Below are 19,510 nucleotides of genomic sequence, written 5' to 3'. Positions count from 1 at the left end.
TATAAAGATGATAATTATTGATGAAAATAGCAAAATCTCTTTACAAAAAAGTTCTTTTATAGCTCTAGGTAGTTTTGATGGCTTGCATTTAGGGCATTTGAGTTTAATAAGTAAGACTTTGGAACTGGCTGAAAAAAATAGCTGTTCTAGTATGGTTTTTACTTTTAGAAATCATCCACTAACTGTAGTAAATAAAGATAGGGCTCCTAAACTGCTGCTTGATAACCAAACCAAACTTGAGATTCTTGAAGAACTAGGCATAGATATTGCTTGTCTTGTAAATTTTAATGAAGAGTTTATGAAGATTGAACCTGAAGCATTTATAGAAATGCTTTTAAAGAAATATAATGCTAAAGGGATAATTGTTGGCTTTAATTATAGATTTGGCTATAAAAATAAAGGTGATATAAATCTCCTCAAAGCTTTAAGTGAAAAGTATGGATTTGAACTGCATATTATGGGTGCTTTGATGAATGAAGAAAATATAATAAGCAGTACAAAGATAAGAAATCTTCTGATTGATGGAGATTTAGATGGTGCGAATGCACTACTTACTAGACCGTATGTTCTTAGAGGCACAGTTGTGCATGGAAAGCAGCTTGGAAGAACACTAGGATTTCCTACTGCTAATACTGAGGTTGACGCTAGCTCAGTTCTTCCTAAGATAGGAGTTTATTATACAAATACGGTTTATAAGAGTAAATTATATAAAAGTATAACCTCTATTGGTTATAATCCTACTGTAAATGGTAAGAATATAACTATAGAGACATATATATTAAATTTTAATAAAAATATTTATGGCGATGAATTAAAAGTTTATTTTCTTGAAAGAATAAGAAATGAAGAAAAGTTTAATAGCCTAAAGGAGTTACAGCAGCAACTAATAAGTGACAAAGCTTTTGCTGAATCAAGAAAAAACCTAAGTGGATTGTAAAAAAATTCATTTACAATAAAAATCAGTTCTGCTATAATACCCTTGAGAACCTAATCCTAAGATAAAAGGTTTGCCATCTTTTTTCATGGAACTAGGGGATAATTTTGGAGGTGTTTACACATGGATAAGGCAAGAAAACAAGAAATTATAGTAAAGTACGCAAGACATGAAGGAGATACTGGTTCACCAGAAGTGCAAATAGCACTACTTACTGAAAGAATCAACTATCTTACTGAACATTTAAAGGTTCATAAGAAAGATCACCATTCAAGAAGAGGTCTTCTAATGATGGTTGGACAAAGAAGAGGTCTTTTAAACTACCTATCTTCTCAAGATATCGAAAGATATAGAGCAATAATAGGACAATTAGGTATAAGAGGTTAATCTGAAAAGAGCGGTTATACCGCTCTATTATTTTATCAACTAAAGTAAAGTTTTACATAAGTAACCGAAAGGAGGTAATAACACATGAATCATTTTCATGAAACCACTGTAGCTGGTAGAAAAATGAAAGTTGAATTTGGAAAGTTAGGAATGCTTTCTGATACTGCTATCTTAATGAGCTATGGTGACACAGTAATATTAACAAACGCTAATGCTTCAGAATCACCAAGAGAGGGGATTGATTTCTTTCCTTTAAGTGTTGAATATGAAGAAAGATTATATGCAGTAGGAAAAATACCTGGAGGATTTATCAAGAGAGAGGGTAGACCTTCAGAAAAAGCAATTCTAAATGGAAGAGCTGTCGACAGACCGCTTAGACCACTTTTCCCTAAAGGATATAGAAATGACGTACAAGTAGTTTGTACAGTAGTTTCTGTAGAAAATGATAACCTTCCAGAAATTCTTGCGATAAATGCAGCATCCACTGCTCTTTGTCTATCAAGTATCCCATTCACTACTCCAGTTGCCGCAGTACAAGTAGGTTTAATTGGTGATGAATTTATATTAAACCCAACATCAAAGCAAAGAGAAGAAATGATACTTGCTTTAACAGTTTGTGCTACAAAAGATAGAGTTATGATGATTGAAGCTGGTGGTCATGAGATACCAGAAGAAACAATGATAAACGCTATTACTTTTGGATTTGAAGCATGTAAAGATATAGTAGCTTTCCAAGAAGAAGCAATGAAATCTTTTGGAAAAGAGAAAAAGGTGCCTTTAATATACAAGGTAGATGCAGAACTAGAAAAAACTGTTCGCGAATATTCCTTTGAAACTATAAAAAAAGCTATGTATATTATCGACAAGAACGAAAGAAATGAAGAAATGGATGAAGTTAAGAAGAGTGTAGTACAACACTTTGCTGATATATATCCAGATAACATGTCAGATGTTAATGACGTTGTATACAGAATTCAAAAAGAAATCGTAAGAGATATGCTTTTACATGAAAGAAGACGTCCTGATGGAAGAGCTTTTGATGAGGTTAGACCAATAGGCTGTGAAGTAGGAGTTTTACCAAGAACTCATGGAACAGGTATATTTACAAGAGGACTTACACAAGTTATGACTGTAGCAACTTTAGGTGCTATAGGAGATGTTCAAATTCTAGATGGAATTGGTGAAGAAGTATCTAAGAGATATATGCATCACTACAACTTCCCATCATACAGTGTTGGTGAAGTTAGACCTTTAAGAGGACCAGGTAGAAGAGAAATTGGTCATGGTGCATTAGCTGAAAGAGCTTTAGAACCACTTATACCATCAGAAGAAGAATTCCCATACACTATAAGACTTGTGTCTGAAGTATTAAGCTCAAATGGTTCTACATCACAAGCATCAGTTTGTGGATCAACTTTAGCATTATTAGATGCAGGAGTTCCAATAAAAAGACCAGCTGCTGGTATAGCAATGGGATTAATAACTTCTGAAGATTTATCGGAAGAAGAAGTTCTAACTGATATACAAGGAATAGAAGACTTCTTTGGAGATATGGACTTTAAGGTAGCAGGTACAGAAAAAGGAATAACTTCTATACAAGTTGATACAAAAATAGCTGGATTATCAGAATATTGTATAAGAACTGCTATATACGATGCAAGAAAAGCAAGACTTGGAATACTTGATAAGATTAAAGAATGTATACCAGCTGCTAGAACAGAAGTTTCATTATATGCTCCTAAGACTTCAACAATACAAATTGATCCTGATAAGATAAGAGATGTAATCGGTGCTGGTGGAAAGATAATCAATAAGATTATAGCTGATACTGGTGTTAAGATTGATATTAAGGATGATGGAAAGATATTTGTTTCATCTTCAGATCATGCAGGAGTTAATGAAGCCTTAAAGATAATAGACGGACTTACTCGTGAAGTAAAAGCAGGAGAAATATACTTAGGTAAGGTAGTTAAGATTGCTCAATTTGGTGCATTTGTTGAAATACTACCAAACAAAGAAGGTTTAGTTCATATATCTAAACTTGATGTAACTAGAGTAAATAAAGTTGAAGATATTGTATCTGTAGGTGATGAAATACTTGTTAAGGTTACTGATATAGATAACCAAGGTAGAATCAACTTATCTAGAAAAGATGCAATTGCTGAAACACAGGAAGACAAATCAAAAGACGATAAATCAAAAGAATAACGATGAAAGGGCAACTTAAAAATTGCCTTTTTATTTTTTAAGGAGGTATTTTTATGTATAATCTATACACATTACCAAATGGTTTAAGAGTTGTTACTGAATATATAGATCATGTTGACTCTATAAGTATAGGATTACATGTAGAGAATGGGTCAAGAAATGAAGACTTACATAATAATGGTATCTCACACTTTATAGAACACATGATGTTTAAAGGTACAAAAAACAGAAATGCCAAACAAATTGCTGAGGATATAGAAAATGTGGGTGGTCAAATAAATGCTTATACAAGCAAAGAATCCACCTGTTATTACTTCAAAGCCCTTTCAACTCATGCTGGATTATGCTTAGAAGTATTGTCTGATATGATGTTTAATTCTAATTTTACTGAAGAGGATATACAAAAGGAACAAGGTGTAGTTGTTGAAGAGATAAATATGGGTGAAGATACTCCAGAGGATGTATTGTCGGATATACATGCAAAGGCAGCCTTTGAAGATGATTCTTTAGCTTATCCAATTCTCGGAACTCCTGAAACTGTAAGATCCTTCAATAGAGAGACTATAACTAACTACGTTAAATCTCACTATACACCTAAAAATTCAGTTTTATCTATCTGTGGTAAGTTTGAATACAAAGAACTTATAAAACTTGTAGAAAATTATTTTGCCGGTTGGAAATCTGAAAGAGAAATAATAACGGATTATTCAACTCCTGAGCTTAAAAATAATTTCTTAAGCTCCGATAAGGATATTGAACAACTTCATATAAATTTAGGCCTTAAAGGTGTTCCAATTGGAGACGATAACGGATATAATTTAATAGTTCTAAATAATATTTTAGGTGGAGGTGCATCTTCACTGCTATTCCAAAAGATTCGTGAAGAAATGGGTGTATGCTACTCAGTTTATTCATATCCTCTTTCTTATAAGAATACTGGAATGCTAAATATTTATGTAGGACTTAATCCTGTATATGCAGAAGAAACACTGCTTGCAATAAATGAGGAATTAAAGCTTTTTATTTCTAAAGGAATCACTAAAGAACAACTAAACATAAACAAAGAAAAAATTAAAGCAGGTTACGTTTTAGGACTAGAAAGTACTAGTAGTAGAATGTTTAGCAATGGAAAATCTGTTCTATTCTTAAATAAAATAAATAAACCAGAAGATATAATAAGTAAAATAGACAGAATTAATTTCGAGACTGTTCACAGTATGCTTGAACAATGCTTTAAACCAGGAATAATTAATGGTGCATTTGTTGGAAAAGAAATTAATTTAGATACTTTGTCCACGCTAGCACAAAAAGATGTAGTTGCATACACTAACAGTGAAGGAAATATATAAGCATAAAATCCTCCTTGGTATCATACTTTGATGTTAAGGAGGTGTATTACAATGAATGACAATGTAAAATATTTATCTGAAATGGAACGTTATGAAATCATAAACGTAAATGATGGCGAAAAGTATAATTCTTTATCAAGCAATGATATAGTTATAGATGATGAGGGAAAGCTTAAGTTTCTCATCATAAACGTTAATATGTCAAAGTTTAGCCTGTTTGGAGGAGACGAATTCTTAGAGATTTCTTGGGATTACGTAAAGAAAATAGGTGCAAAAACAATAATACTTGACGTCGAAGAGGAAATGATTAAAAGAACAAAGCTTTAACAAAGGAGTGATATTTTGAAAATCATCATACAAAAGTTTGGTGGAACTTCAGTATCTACATCTGAAAGAAGAGAACAGGTAATTGAAAAAGTTAAAGAAGCAATAAACAATGGTTATTCACCAGTAGTTGTAGTTTCTGCTATGGGCAGAAAAGGAGAACCGTATGCAACAGATACACTTCTTTCACTTCTAAATAGTGATTTTAAAAAATCAAACAAGCATGCAACTGATCTTTTAATGTGCTGTGGTGAAATAATTAGTTCTACAGTTCTTTGCCAAGAACTATATATGAACAATATTAAAGCTATTCCTTTGACTGGAGGACAAGCTGGTATAATAACTAATAGTGATTTTTCCAATGCGCGCTTATTAGATGTAGATACAAAGAGAATAATACACCTATTGAACGAAGGAATAGTACCAGTAGTATGTGGGTTTCAAGGTAATGATGCAGAAGGTAATTTTACAACCCTCGGAAGAGGTGGTAGCGATACTACAGCATCAATCTTAGGTGTAGCTTTAAAGAGTGAGCAGATCGAAATATTTACTGATGTAGATGGAATAATGACAGCTGATCCAAGAATAGTAGAAGATGCAAATCTGATAGATAAAATAAGTTATAATGAAGTGTTTCAGTTTGCTGATCAAGGCGCTAAAGTTATACATCCTAGAGCTGTAGAGATTGCTATGAGAGGAAATATACCTCTTGTAATAAGAAATACAATGTCTAAAAGTAAAGGAACAGTTATAGATAATATTGGTGATAGCAGTGATCCACGTATTTTAACTGGTATAACACATATGTCAGGAAGAATTCAAGTAACTGTAACTGATTTAGAAAACAAAGAAAAAGTTGAATATAAAAAAGTATTAGATACTTTAGCTGAAAATAAAATAAGCTTAGATTTAATTAATATATTTCCAAAAGAAAAGATATTTACGATTGATTCAGAAGACTTGTTGAAATTAGAATCCGTATTAAAAGGTGAAAATATTATATACAGCTTAGTTAAAGACTGTAGTAAGGTTTCTTTAATTGGTTCAAGAATGAAAGGTATTCCTGGAGTAATGGCCAAAATAATAAGAACCTTGGATGACAATAATATTGAGGTTCTTCAAACAGCTGATTCTCATACTACAATATGGTGCTTAATACATTCCTTCGATGTAGAAAAAGCAATTAATGTACTTCATAAAGCTTTTATGTAATAGCTTGAATAATAGAGTGTTCTCTTGTACAAAATAGTAAAGTACAGGAGGAATGATTATGAGCGATGAAATAAAAAAAGAAGAAGCAAAGAAAGAAGATAAAATTGAAGAAATAAAAGAACTTGGAAATTCAAATTCTACTCAAGAAACACAACAAAGAATTCATATATTATCTATAATTGGTCAGATTGAAGGTCATGGTGTTTTACCACCACAAACTAAAACCACAAAATATGAACATGTAATACCTCAGTTAATTGAGATGGAACAAAACGATAAAGTAGAAGGTATATTAACTATTTTAAACACTGTAGGTGGTGACGTAGAGGCAGGCCTTGCTATTTCAGAGATGATAAGAAGTCTAAGTAAACCTACTGTATCCTTAGTTATAGGTGGAGGACACTCTATCGGAGTTCCTTTAGCTACAGCATCTGATTATTCGTTTATATCTCCTTCTGCTACTATGATATTACATCCAATAAGAATGAATGGATTAGTACTTGGAGTTCCTCAAACTTTTAAATATTTTGATAAAATGCAGGAACGTATAAATGAATTTATAGTTAGAACTTCTAAAATGAATAAAGAAACCCTAAAAACATTAATGCTTCAAACTGATGAGCTATTAAATGATATGGGAACTATTTTAGTAGGAAAAGAAGCTGTAGATTATGGACTCATAGATGAAGTAGGTGGAATTAAGGAAGCGCTTGCTAAACTGAATTCAATGATAGATAGTGTAAATAAACCATAGGGAAATCCTATGGTTTATTTACTCTCTAATCGGCCATAATTTAGATAAGCTATGGATTATTATATTTGTGATAGAATAACTATTAAAATAAAGAGTAATTAAGAATATATCGCCTCAAAGCTTTCTTCACATACATTCGAAAAGGCAGATGCGCAAAAATAAGACACATTAGCGATTTTTTACTGTATAGGGAACTATAAAATTTTCAAATTGGCTAAACCTAGAGATTTCAATGGCTTTGGAAGTTTTTTATGGCTAGACAGTAAAAAAACAAAACTTATTCGCCTGCCAGATTTTCCTCATATACATTCGGAAAGGCAGATGCGTAAAAAAACTCACTGAAGAAGGTCACTTCAGCGACTTTTTTAAGGTTCTTAGAGGAAATTAAATCTACGTGTAGAAGTAGTAAAGAGAGGTGAAAAGAATGGCTAAGAAAAAATCTACAAGCAAAAAAAATCAAAAGAAAAAAAATACTGATATAACAGGAATAATATTACTAGCAGTGAGTCTAGTTTTAGCTATAAGCATATATACAAATGCGGCTGGATATCTTTCGTTTTTTTCAAAACGTTTCTTCATATCAGCAATAGGAGTAGGAACATATATATTACCCATATATATGATATATTTATCAGTAATATATATTAGCTCAAAAGGAGTTATAAAGTTATCTAAAAGTTTCATAGCTTTATCAATAGCAATAATAAACTCTTTAGTATTTATACAAGTGATGTCTATAGAAAGCTATTATGACAAGACTAGTTTTTTTAATTCATTAAAAGCAATTATATATTCTCAAAGTTATTTTCATAGCGGAATTATTGGATTTACTATAACTTTACCTATATATAAATTAATTGGTAGTATAGGTACTTTCATTGTGAATATTGCTATCTATATTATAGTATTTATAATTGGATTTGATTTTTCTTTAGATTCACTGAATCTAGATTTAGGTTTTCTACAGAAAAAGAGTGTAAAGAATAGTGAAAAGCCTAAACAGGTAGAGAAAAAAGATGATTTTCTAGTTATTGAGGAAAAGAATCCTGATCAAAACGAATTTATCAATGGAATAAATAATAAAATTAAAATATTGGACTTTATGAAAAACGCTTCAGTTCATGAAGAAGTAATGTCTGAGAGTGCTCCAACAAAGATAGAGATAACAGATAATACTATAGCTACTCCAAGCGCTACTAGTACCTCCGATAAGAAAAAAGGCTTAGACAACGAAGTTAAGGAAGTAGTTAATAAGGAATTAACAGAAAGATTGCTTTCAGCAGAAGATAAAGAATATATAATTCCATCTACTGAACTTTTAAATGTAAATTCGGCTTTAAAGCTCAAAAAGGAAGATAAGAAGGATTTACTTTTAAATGCAACTAAACTTGAAGAAACACTCAATAGTTTTGGCGTTGATGCTAAAATTGTACAAGTAACTAAAGGACCGTCTGTTACTAGATTTGAGCTTCAGCCAAGTGCAGGGGTAAAAGTAAGCAAAATAGTTAATTTATCAGATGATATAGCTTTAGGACTAGCCGCTAACGGTGTAAGAATAGAAGCACCTATTCCAGGTAAAGCAGCAGTAGGAATAGAAGTTCCTAACAAAGAATTGACTCCAGTTATGCTTAGAGAAGTATTAGACTCTGAAGAGTTTATCAATACTAAAACCAATCTTGCCTTCGCTCTAGGTAAGGATATAGCAGGAAAAGCTATTGTCACAGATTTAAGTAAGATGCCCCATTTATTAATAGCTGGTGCTACTGGATCAGGAAAAAGTGTATGCATAAATACTCTAATTATTAGTATATTATATAAATATTCTCCTTCAGAAGTTAAGCTTTTGATGGTAGACCCTAAAGTAGTTGAACTTAATGTATATAATGGAATACCTCAGCTTCTAATTCCAGTAGTAACTGATCCTAAAAAGGCAGCAGCAGCTCTTAATTGGGCTGTTAATGAAATGACAAGAAGATATAAACTCTTTGCAGATAGTGGTGTTAGAAACATAGAATCATATAATAATCTTTTTGATAAGGGTATTATCACTGAAAAATTACCTTGGATTGTTATAATAGTAGATGAGCTTGCAGATTTAATGATGGCTTGCCCTAATGATGTAGAGGATTATATAGCTAGATTAGCTCAGATGGCTAGAGCAGCTGGTATGCATCTTGTTATTGCAACTCAAAGACCTTCGGTTGATGTTATAACAGGTGTTATAAAAGCTAATATACCATCTAGAATATCTTTTGCCGTTTCTAGCCAGATAGATTCAAGAACTATACTAGATTCAGCAGGTGCGGAAAAACTTCTAGGTAAGGGAGATATGTTATTCTATCCTGTTGGTGCATCAAAACCAGTAAGAATTCAGGGAGCGTTTATATCAGAAGAGGAAGTTGAGCAAGTAATTAACTTCATAAAAGGTTCATCAGAAGAAACTTCTTATGAAACAGAAATAATAGAGCATATTAATAGTGAGGTTACTTCATCAAGTACATCAAATCCTGAAGATGGAGACGAACTTTTGGATGAGGCTATAAGAATAGTAGTTGAAACTGGTCAGGCGTCTACTTCTTTTCTTCAAAGGAAGCTTAGAGTTGGGTTTAATAGAGCAGCTAGAATAATGGAACAGTTAGAGGAAAACAATATTATATCACCAAAAGATGGCAGTAAGCCTAGACAAGTCCTTATATCAAAGGAAGAACTTGAGAATATGTAGAAAAAATACTTGTTTTAATGTTGAAACAGTTTTAAAATTAATTTGTATTATATATTGTATTGAACACAGGAGGAATTAAGTTGACGAAATATAAGGTGGGCTTGATAAGCCTAGGATGCGACAAAAATAGGGTTGATTCTGAAATTATGCTGGGTAAGCTAAAGTCTGGATACGAATTAACTAATGACCCTAAATCTGCAGATATAATTATTGTAAATACTTGTGGCTTTATAGAAAAGGCTAAACAAGAATCTATAGATACAATATTAGAGATGGCAGAATATAAAAACAAATATAACTGTAGGTTGCTTATCGCCACAGGATGTTTAACTCAAAGATACGGAAGTGAACTCACAGAGCTAATGCCTGAAATTGATATAATGCTTGGAGTTAATGATTATAATAAAATCGATGAGTTTATAAGAGCTTTTATAGAAAAAGAAGAAGGAAAAATAACTAAGCTTGAATACAGTAATACAAATATAAATGAAGGTGAAAGAGTTATTACAACTGATAAAGCAACAGCTTATATAAGAATATCAGAAGGATGTGATAATTTCTGCACATACTGTATCATACCAAAGATAAGAGGTAAATATAGAAGCAGAGCTTTAGAAAGTGTACTTGAAGAAGCAAAGAAATTAGCGTCAGCTGGAGTAAAAGAACTTATACTAATAGGTCAAGATACTACAAGATATGGAATAGATTTATATGAAGAGAACAGACTTCATATATTATTGAATGAATTAAGCAAGATAGAAGGTATTGAGTGGATTAGACTTTTATACTGCTATCCTGAAGAAATATATGATGAATTAATAGATGAAATTGCTTCAAATCCTAAGGTTTGTAAATATATAGATTTGCCTATACAACATATAAGTGATAATATTTTAAAAGCTATGGGAAGAAAGACTACTAAAGAAGCGATCATTAACAAGATAGAGCTTTTAAGAGAAAAAGTTAAAGGTATAACTTTAAGAACTTCATTAATTGTAGGATTCCCTGGAGAGACTGATGAAGATTTCAGCGAGCTTAAAAACTTTTTGAAAGATTATAAACTAGATAAGGTTGGTGTGTTTAAATATTCAAAAGAAGAAGGAACACCAGCATTTTCAATGCCAAACCATGTTGACGAAGAAGTGAAAGAAAAAAGAGAAGAAATATTAATGTTAACTCAAATGGATGTTTCAGAAGCTGTTAATAAGGCTAAGGTTGGCAATATCTATGATGTTCTAATTGAAGAATATGATGGAGAAAATTATATTGGAAGATCTTACGAAATGGCTCCTGAAATAGATGGTACTATAATCGTTAATCATACTAATGATAAATTAACTATTGGTGACATAATAAAAGTTAAAATTACTGATTCCGCTGAATATGACTTGTTGGGAGTTGTTTGTAATGAATCTTGCTAATAAACTAACTTTGATCAGGATTTTTTTAGTACCGTTTTTTTTGGTATTTATAGCCTTTAGAGACTTAACATATAGTACTTTTATAGCTACCTTCATTTTTATATTAGCATCGCTAACTGATAAACTTGATGGATACATAGCTAGAAGTAGAAATCAAATAACTCGTTTTGGAAAGCTTATGGATCCATTAGCAGATAAACTGTTAGTTACATCTGCACTTATATCATTAGTTGAGCTTCATGTAATACCAAGCTGGGCTGCTGTTATAATTATTGCTAGAGAGTTTGCAGTATCTGGACTTAGAACTATAGCAGCTTCTGATGGTACAGTTATTGCTGCTAGTTGGTGGGGAAAGATAAAAACTGTAATTCAAATTGTTGCTATAATTTTATTATTATTAAAGGTTAATATAGGTTCTTCTAAGTATTTAACAGATTTGGTTGATAAACATAGTTGGATGAATAATTTCTTTGCTATAGTACCAACCATTGCGCTATATATAGCTGTAATAGTGACTATTTTATCTGGAGTAGACTATTTTGTAAAAAATAAAGGTGCAATAAATACAGATAAATAGGTTTAATAATCATAAAAATAGTCTATAATTTTAAAGACTGTATGATTGATATTATGGAAGTTAAATTAACTTATGTTGATTTTAGTTGATGTATACTTATTTTAATAAATGTACCACTTCATAACTAAATGCATGTCTTCAAATTATCTAGTCAAATGCTGATAAGAGGATGTTTATGGCTTGAAGTGGTACATCTATTATGTGTTTAATTTAAATTTATTTTTCTACTCTGTTGGGTCAAATCACGCTACTTTCTTAAGTAAGGATTAAAGATGAAACACTTCAATTCGAAAACTATTTTAAAAACTCCTTTGGACTCTGAGAGACGGATTTGAAAATATAAATTTTATAATGAAGTGGTACATCCATATAGGGGTCCTAGCTCAACTATTAATTTATATATGCTAAAAGTCATAAGTGCGTGATTTTCGAACAAGTATAAATTAAGTTTCTACAGAGGAGCCCAATAGTAGAACCGTGTAAAAGAAGATATCACAAGAAATTTCAAAAGAAAAAATTACTAGGTATTACTTTAATTTTAAGTGTACATTAGTGTTGACTTATATATTAAAGTACCTTATAATATAAATAGAACAAATGTTCGATAGAGAGAGGATGTGTTTTATCAATGGGTATTGATATGGAAAAGCTAAAAGCTATAGAATCTGCTATGGGCCAAATAGAAAAACAATTCGGAAAAGGCTCAATAATGAAATTAGGTGAACATAGTACATTAAATTTCGATGTTATATCAACAGGTTGTTTAGATTTAGATATAGCTTTAGGAATTGGCGGAGTTCCTAAAGGAAGAATAATAGAAATATATGGACCAGAAAGTTCTGGTAAAACAACTGTTGCTTTAAATATAGCCGCTGAAGCTCAAAAAGCTGGTGGAGCAGTTGCATACATAGATGCAGAACACGCTCTAGATCCTAGCTATGCTAAAGTTCTAGGTGTAGATATAGATAATCTTGTTGTTTCTCAACCAGATACAGGGGAGCAAGCATTAGAAATTACAGAAGCCTTGGTTAGATCAGGCGCTATAGATGTTATAGTTATCGACTCTGTTGCAGCACTAGTTCCTAGAGCTGAAATTGAAGGCGAAATGGGAGATTCTCATGTTGGTCTACAAGCAAGACTTATGTCTCAAGCTTTAAGAAAATTAGCTGGTACTATAAATAAGTCAAAGTGTGTAGCTGTATTTATTAATCAGTTAAGAGAAAAAGTTGGAGTTATGTTTGGTAGCCCAGAAACAACAACTGGTGGTAGAGCATTAAAGTTCTATGCTTCAGTTAGAATGGATATAAGAAGAATTGATTCTATAAAACAAGGTGAAAGTATTGTTGGTAATAGAACTAGAATTAAGATAGTTAAGAATAAAGTTGCACCTCCTTTCAAACAAGCTGAATTTGATATTATGTATGCAGAAGGAATATCAAAGACAGGTAATTTAGTTGACGTTGGTGTAAAAGATGAAATTATACAAAAAAGTGGTGCTTGGTTCTCATATGGTGATGTGAGATTAGGACAAGGAAGAGAAAATGCAAAACAATTTCTTAAAGAAAATCCTGAAATAGCATTTGAAATAGAAAATAAAATAAGATCAAAATATGGTTTGCCACTTACTGTAGCAAATACACCGGCTAAAGCAGAAGCAGCTACTACTAAAGCTGAAGCAAAACAAAATAAACCTACTGCTGACCAAAAATAAATCGCATTTGCGATTTATTTTTTTGTTATAAATTACAAACAATTGATAATAATAATATATATAAAGATATTAAATTGTTTTTAACAAGCTTTTACCTATCAACTTGACATAATTTTAAAATTAATATAAAATAATAACAAATACTGGTTTATCATATTCATTTAATTACAGTGAGAATTTAATATGCACCTTACTACGCCTTCATATTTACTTATAATATAAATTGCTAAAATAGTGCGAAGGAGGTGTTAATAATGGAAAGATACATTATTGAAATTATAGTTTGTGTAATAGTTTTGATAGTGCTAGGAATTATCGAGTATTCAGTAATTCAAAATACTTTTAAACGTAGAATGTCCAGCTTAGAACAGGAAGCTGAAACTAATTTGGATAACGCAAAAAGAGAAGCAGAAGCACTGAAAAAAGAATCAATTTTGGAAGCTAAGGAAGAAGTTCATAAGTTAAGAAGTGATGTTGAAAGAGAATCCCGTGAAAGAAGAAATGAAATTCAACGTTTAGAGAGAAGATTAATACAAAGAGAAGAATCTCTAGACAAAAAAAGTGATGCTTTAGAAAAAAAGGATGAGGGCCTCAACAAAAAGATACAAGAGGTTCAACAATTAGAGGATAGTGTACAGGAATTATACACAAAGCAGCGCGAAGAGCTAGAAAGAATATCAAGTCTATCTAGTGAAGAAGCAAGGCAAATTCTTCTAGACGAAATAAGTAAGGAAATAAAACATGATGCTGCTATAATGATTAAAGAAGTTGAAACAAAAGCAAAAGAAGAAGCGGATAAGAAAGCAAGAGAAATAATCACTACTGCTATTCAAAGATGTGCCGCTGATCATGTTTCAGAATCTACTGTACACGTTGTGGCTTTACCTAACGACGAAATGAAGGGCAGAATTATAGGTAGAGAAGGTAGAAACATTAGAACTTTAGAAACACTAACAGGGGTTGATTTAATTATTGATGATACTCCAGAAGCAGTAATACTATCAAGTTTTGATCCAATTCGTAGAGAAGTAGCGCGTATCGCTCTAGAAAAATTAATTGTAGATGGTAGAATTCACCCAGCTAGAATAGAAGAAATGGTAGAACGAGCAACTAAGGATGTGGAAAATGATATTAAGGAAGAAGGAGAACAAGCTACCTTCGAAACCGGAGTACACGGACTACACCCTGAATTAATTAGACTTCTAGGTAGATTAAAGTATAGAACTAGTTATGGTCAAAATGTTCTAAAACACTCTATTGAGGTTTCATACTTAGCAGGACTTATGGCATCTGAACTTGGTTTAGATGTTACACTCGCAAGAAGAGCTGGTTTGTTACATGATATTGGTAAAGCTGTAGATCAAGAGTATGAAGGACCTCATGCCTTAATAGGTGGAGATTTAGCTAAAAGATATCATGAATCACCAATAGTAGTTAATGCTATAGCAGCTCATCATGGTGATGTAGAAATGCTATCTCTTGAAGCAGTACTAGTTCAAGCAGCTGATGCAATTTCAGCAGCAAGACCAGGCGCAAGAAGAGAAACCTTAGAAGCTTATATTAAGAGATTAGAAAAGCTCGAAGAAATTGCAAATTCATACGAAGGTGTAGAAAAGTCATATGCCATTCAAGCTGGAAGAGAGATTAGAATTATGGTTAAACCAGATCAAGTTGATGATGCAGGGGCCATTGAAATGGCAAGGAATATTGTAAAGAACATAGAAGAACAATTAGAATATCCAGGACAAATTAAAATAAATGTTATTAGAGAAACCCGTGCAGTTGACTATGCCAAGTAATTATAAAATACATTTTGTGAAAACAAAATGTATTTTTTTATGTTTTTTAGTAACATTTTTATTGTTTGTAAAATTTTTATAAATTTTTAAAAAAAATAAATTTATAAAAAAGAGGTTTTTCTGAGTTTATATAGAATATAGATAAAGTAGGTAATTATTATACTTTATGTAAACGATATCGATAATTTCTAGGAGGTCATATAATAATGGAAGTATTAAAAGTATCAACAAAATCTAATCCTAACTCTGTGGCAGGTGCTTTAGCTGCTATAATAAAAGAAAAAAATATCGTAGAAATACAAGCAGTAGGTGCAGGAGCTATAAATCAAGCTGTTAAGGCTATTGCAATTGCTAGAGGCTTCGTTGCTCCTAGTGGAAAAGATATAGTGTGTGTACCAGCATTCACAGATATAATGATTGATGGTGAAGAAAGAACAGCTATAAAATTAATAGTACAACCAAGATAAAAATAATAAAGGGAGCTTTTACACATTGAATTGTAATCCAGGTGTACGAGCTCCTTTTTGTATACGATTAAATTCTTGGGCATGTTTAAAGCACTGTGTTAAAATCAAGTAATTAGTCATCCAATACTTTAATGAGACTTCGCAAAGAATTAATATGATTTTGTCATATTCCATGGCTAAAACTGTAAACTCACTACGTTCGAACAGTACAGTTTTTTAACGCCCCTCCATCTGAAAAAATCATTTAATTCTAATAGCTTGCTCATATAGTATCTCCTGCCTAACCACTTGATTTTAAAAATACTATTAATCATAGCTTTATATAAATATCATGAAACTATTGACATTTTTCAGTTTAGACTATAAAATTTATCTGTAATACTAGGGGGGCCATTAAGGCTGAGATGAAGTTTTTCAGACCCTTTGAACCTGCACTGGGTAATGCCAGCGAAGGGAAGTTTTAAGACAATATGACAGGTAAATCTAAGAATATTAGTTTTACGATTATTAGATTATTAACTCTTTTCGTTGGTATGACAAATACTGATTGAAAGGAGTTTTTTTGCAGTTTTCAGAAAAGTTGTTCTCAAAAGGTTATCCTATTTAGGAAACATCTTTAGTGCAAGTTTTCGTAATATCTAAAATATTTATATATTGATATATATTTTGGTATAGAGGCTATAAAAAAGTTGGATAATTTATATGAAAGCATTGAAGATTAATAATTTATCGTTTAAGTATAAGGATACAGAGAAGTTAATAATTGATGATTTATCCCTTACTATAGATAAAAATGAGTTTGTTACAATTATCGCCCCAAGTGGCACAGGGAAAAGCACTCTTTTTAGACTGATTTTAGGCTTGATTAAGCCGCAAAAAGGTAGCATTGAAGTGGCGGAGGAAGATAATAAAAATATAATAGGCTATATGCCACAGAAGGATTCTTTAATGCCCTGGAGGAATATTCTTGACAATACATCAGTTGGACTTGAATTGAATGGACACAGTAAAAAAGAAGCAAGGAAAATAGCAGCAGACTATTTTAAAGACTTTGGACTTGAAGGTACCGAAAAATACTACCCTTATGAATTATCTGGTGGTATGAGACAAAGAGCTTCTTTTTTAAGAGCTATAGTAAATAAACCTTCAATACTATTACTAGATGAGCCCTTTTCTTCTTTAGATGCATTAACTAGAAGAAAAATGCAGGCGTGGCTTTTAGAGCTTTGTCAAAAGGAAAAGAATACTGTATTTATGATAACCCATGATATAGATGAGGCTTTGCTTTTATCGGACAGGATACTTATTTGTACTGAAGTTCCATACAAAAACTTAAAGTCTATAGAAGTTAATATAGAGAGGCCTAGAAGTTATGAAACCACACTCTCTAGTGAGTTTATAGAGTTAAAAAGAAGTATTCTAAATATTCTTGATGGGCTAGAAGAGAATGACAGGGGGAATTCATAATGAAAAAGATAAAGGATTATATATTCCCTTTAATGTTCCTATTGCTTTTACTTTTAGCTTGGGAGTTTTTAATACCATACTTCAAAGTGCCGAAATATATTATACCTAGACTTTCTGTAGTGCTTAAAGCGTTATGGACTCAAAGGGAGCTATTATATGGTCATTCTATTATAACCTTAGGAGAAGCAGTACTTGGACTTATGATATCTGTAATTATCGGTATTTCTTGTGCCCTTTCCATTTATCTTTGGAGAAATGTTGGGAAAACCTTGTATCCAATTATAATTTTTTCTCAAACAATCCCTACAATTGCTTTGTCTCCAATTATGGTTATGTGGTTTGGATATAGCATATGGTCAAAGGTAGCTGTAGTAGTACTGTTTTGCTTCTTTCCTATAGTTATAAGCACCTTAGATGGTTTAAATGGTGTAGATAAGGATTTAGAGGATGTTTTAAAAGCTCTAGGTGGAAGCAGGCTTCAAATATTTTTTAAACTTCATATGAATACTGTGCTTCCTAACTTTTTAAGCAGCTTTAAGATAGCTGCAACCTATAGTGTTGCAGGAGCTACCATAGGAGAATGGTTAGGAGCAGAAAAAGGATTAGGTATATACGTAAAGAGAACAGCAGGGATGTTGCAATCAGATTCAGTTTTCGCAGGAGTGTTAGTTCTATCTTTTCTAGGATTACTACTATTTTCAACAGGGTTTTTACTAGAAAAAGTTTTATTAAAATACAGAAGAGTAATAAAGGAGGACAATCATGAAATTAAAAAAGCTTAGTGTTTCATTAATTATCGTAGTAATGTTCAGTTTCTTGTTAAGCGCATGCTCTACAAAGTCAGATAACAAGGAAGAAAAAAGTGCTTCTAAGGATTTAAAAGAAATTAGTGTACTTTTAGACTGGTATCCAAATGCGGTGCATACTTTCCTATATGCTGCTGAGGAGCAAGGTTATTTTAAAGAAGCAGGCTTAAAGGTTAAATTAATTACACCTGCAGGTACAGATGATGGAATTAAATTAGTGGCAGCAAATAAAGCTGACTTAGCTATAAGCTATCCTAAGCAAGTTATCTTAGCAAGAGGGGAAAATATCCCAGTTAAATCTGTAGGTGCAATAGTTAGAAGCCCATTAAATCAGCTTATGGTACGTAAGGATTCAGGAGTTAAAACTTTGAAAGATCTAGAAGGTAAAAAGGTTGGATATGCATCCTTTGATATTGATAAGGAAACGGTTAAGGCAATGGTAACTGCTGCTGGAGCAGATGCTTCAAAGGTAGATTTCGTAGATGTTGGGTATGATCTAATGCCTGCAATGGAAACAAAAAGAGTTGATGCAATAATAGGTGGATATATAAACCACGAAAAATTATTACTAGAAAAAGAAGGTATTGAACTTATCACTTTTAATCCAGTAGACTACGGAGTAGCAAACAGCTATGAACTAGCATTTATTGCAAGTGAAGATGGACTTAAGAATAATAATAGTACAATACAAGCTTTCTTAACAGCTGCTAAAAAAGGCTTTGAATATACAAAAAATAATCCAGATAAAGCTTTAGATTTAGTTTTAAAGGCTCAAAATAAAGATTTTCCACTGGATTCAGAAGTTGAGAAGAAGAGCTTAAGTACATTGCTTCCGCTAATGGAAAATGAAAGCGGTAAGTTCTTAAGCCAGGATGAAAATGTTTGGGATAAGAATATTAAATGGTTACAAGATAAGAATTTACTTAAAGGAAAAGTTGAAGGTAAAGATTTAATTCAATAATTTTATACAGTATAGTACCTAGAGTAGTAAGCTCTAGGTGCTTTTTCTTTTAAGTAAAGAATAGGAACGATTTAAAATATAAAAAAATCAAAAGAATTTTATCGTTTTGCAGATATAGACTGCGGAGCCTTTGAGATATTTAGAAACATAATAGAGAAAAGAGACTTTGACTTTGTTGCCTACAACATGAACCTAGAACCCTTGAAGAAAGAATAAAATTACTACAAGTCACTAACCTTAAATGATGCAAAAGCTTTAGAAAAAATTTTAGAAAAAACAATAAAAGAAAAAGAGTTTAAATTTGAAACTCATATTAATATACTGTACAATTTAATAGGGACACAATGGTAAAGAATGCAAAATAAGGGTTGTTTGTATTGTCTATATGGACTCTACGAATAGTTTACTTGA

At 31.8% G+C, this 19,510-nt stretch carries 16 protein-coding genes and 1 riboswitch; all 16 genes read left to right on the top strand.

What is annotated here, in order from left to right:
* Nucleotides 1-7: 7 nt before the first annotated feature.
* A complete protein-coding gene (locus J3477_RS00765) occupies nucleotides 8-937 on the top strand; it encodes a bifunctional riboflavin kinase/FAD synthetase (RefSeq protein WP_206867659.1) in 930 nt (309 codons plus the stop codon).
* Between the two features lie 120 nt (nucleotides 938-1,057).
* A complete protein-coding gene (gene rpsO / locus J3477_RS00760) occupies nucleotides 1,058-1,321 on the top strand; it encodes a 30S ribosomal protein S15 (protein WP_183277391.1) in 264 nt (87 codons plus the stop codon).
* Between the two features lie 84 nt (nucleotides 1,322-1,405).
* Nucleotides 1,406-3,529 carry a polyribonucleotide nucleotidyltransferase gene (locus J3477_RS00755; RefSeq protein ID WP_206867658.1) on the top strand — a complete coding sequence of 708 codons (2,124 nt, stop codon included), beginning with the start codon at nucleotides 1,406-1,408 and terminating at the stop codon, nucleotides 3,527-3,529.
* 53 nt (nucleotides 3,530-3,582) lie between these two features.
* Nucleotides 3,583-4,878: a M16 family metallopeptidase gene (locus tag J3477_RS00750; protein WP_206867657.1), complete on the top strand. Its 1,296-nt coding sequence runs from the start codon at nucleotides 3,583-3,585 to the stop codon at nucleotides 4,876-4,878.
* Nucleotides 4,879-4,929: 51 nt separating this feature from the next.
* A complete protein-coding gene (locus J3477_RS00745) occupies nucleotides 4,930-5,205 on the top strand; it encodes a YlmC/YmxH family sporulation protein (protein WP_206867656.1) in 276 nt (91 codons plus the stop codon).
* 15 nt (nucleotides 5,206-5,220) lie between these two features.
* Nucleotides 5,221-6,414: an aspartate kinase gene (dapG, locus tag J3477_RS00740; protein ID WP_206867655.1), complete on the top strand. Its 1,194-nt coding sequence runs from the start codon at nucleotides 5,221-5,223 to the stop codon at nucleotides 6,412-6,414.
* Nucleotides 6,415-6,472: 58 nt separating this feature from the next.
* Nucleotides 6,473-7,168, top strand: a complete 696-nt coding sequence (locus J3477_RS00735) for a ClpP family protease (RefSeq protein WP_206867654.1) — start codon at nucleotides 6,473-6,475, stop codon at nucleotides 7,166-7,168.
* Between the two features lie 424 nt (nucleotides 7,169-7,592).
* Nucleotides 7,593-9,890 (top strand): FtsK/SpoIIIE family DNA translocase, encoded by a 2,298-nt coding sequence (locus J3477_RS00730; protein WP_206867653.1) that lies wholly within the window; start codon nucleotides 7,593-7,595, stop codon nucleotides 9,888-9,890.
* A gap of 80 nt (nucleotides 9,891-9,970) precedes the next feature.
* Entirely contained in the window at nucleotides 9,971-11,311 is a 1,341-nt protein-coding gene (gene rimO / locus J3477_RS00725; RefSeq protein ID WP_206867652.1) for a 30S ribosomal protein S12 methylthiotransferase RimO, read from the top strand.
* Nucleotides 11,298-11,888, top strand: coding sequence for a CDP-diacylglycerol--glycerol-3-phosphate 3-phosphatidyltransferase (gene pgsA / locus J3477_RS00720; protein ID WP_206867651.1), 591 nt, complete (start codon nucleotides 11,298-11,300; stop codon nucleotides 11,886-11,888). Before rimO ends, pgsA begins: the two co-directional genes overlap by 14 nt.
* A gap of 628 nt (nucleotides 11,889-12,516) precedes the next feature.
* Complete coding sequence (recA, locus tag J3477_RS00715) at nucleotides 12,517-13,599, top strand: recombinase RecA (RefSeq protein WP_206867650.1); 1,083 nt, start codon at nucleotides 12,517-12,519, stop codon at nucleotides 13,597-13,599.
* A gap of 254 nt (nucleotides 13,600-13,853) precedes the next feature.
* Entirely contained in the window at nucleotides 13,854-15,398 is a 1,545-nt protein-coding gene (gene rny, locus J3477_RS00710; RefSeq protein WP_206867649.1) for a ribonuclease Y, read from the top strand.
* 206 nt (nucleotides 15,399-15,604) lie between these two features.
* Nucleotides 15,605-15,865, top strand: coding sequence for a stage V sporulation protein S (locus J3477_RS00705; protein ID WP_183277380.1), 261 nt, complete (start codon nucleotides 15,605-15,607; stop codon nucleotides 15,863-15,865).
* A 373-nt stretch (nucleotides 15,866-16,238) separates the two neighbouring features.
* A riboswitch (TPP riboswitch) is annotated at nucleotides 16,239-16,338 on the top strand.
* Nucleotides 16,339-16,567: 229 nt separating this feature from the next.
* On the top strand, nucleotides 16,568-17,332 hold the full coding sequence (locus tag J3477_RS00700) for an ABC transporter ATP-binding protein (protein WP_206867648.1): 765 nt from the start codon (nucleotides 16,568-16,570) through the stop codon (nucleotides 17,330-17,332).
* Complete coding sequence (locus J3477_RS00695; protein ID WP_206867647.1) at nucleotides 17,332-18,114, top strand: ABC transporter permease; 783 nt, start codon at nucleotides 17,332-17,334, stop codon at nucleotides 18,112-18,114. Before J3477_RS00700 ends, J3477_RS00695 begins: the two co-directional genes overlap by 1 nt.
* Nucleotides 18,095-19,099, top strand: a complete 1,005-nt coding sequence (locus J3477_RS00690) for an ABC transporter substrate-binding protein (protein ID WP_206867646.1) — start codon at nucleotides 18,095-18,097, stop codon at nucleotides 19,097-19,099. The genes J3477_RS00695 and J3477_RS00690 overlap by 20 nt, the downstream gene beginning before the upstream one ends.
* Nucleotides 19,100-19,510: the final 411 nt, after the last annotated feature.

Origin of the sequence: Clostridium zeae (genome assembly GCF_017312485.1) — a bacterium.
GTDB classification, from domain to species: Bacteria; Bacillota; Clostridia; order Clostridiales; family Clostridiaceae; genus Clostridium_AR; species Clostridium_AR zeae.
This window is presented reverse-complemented; position numbering and strand designations above follow the sequence as displayed.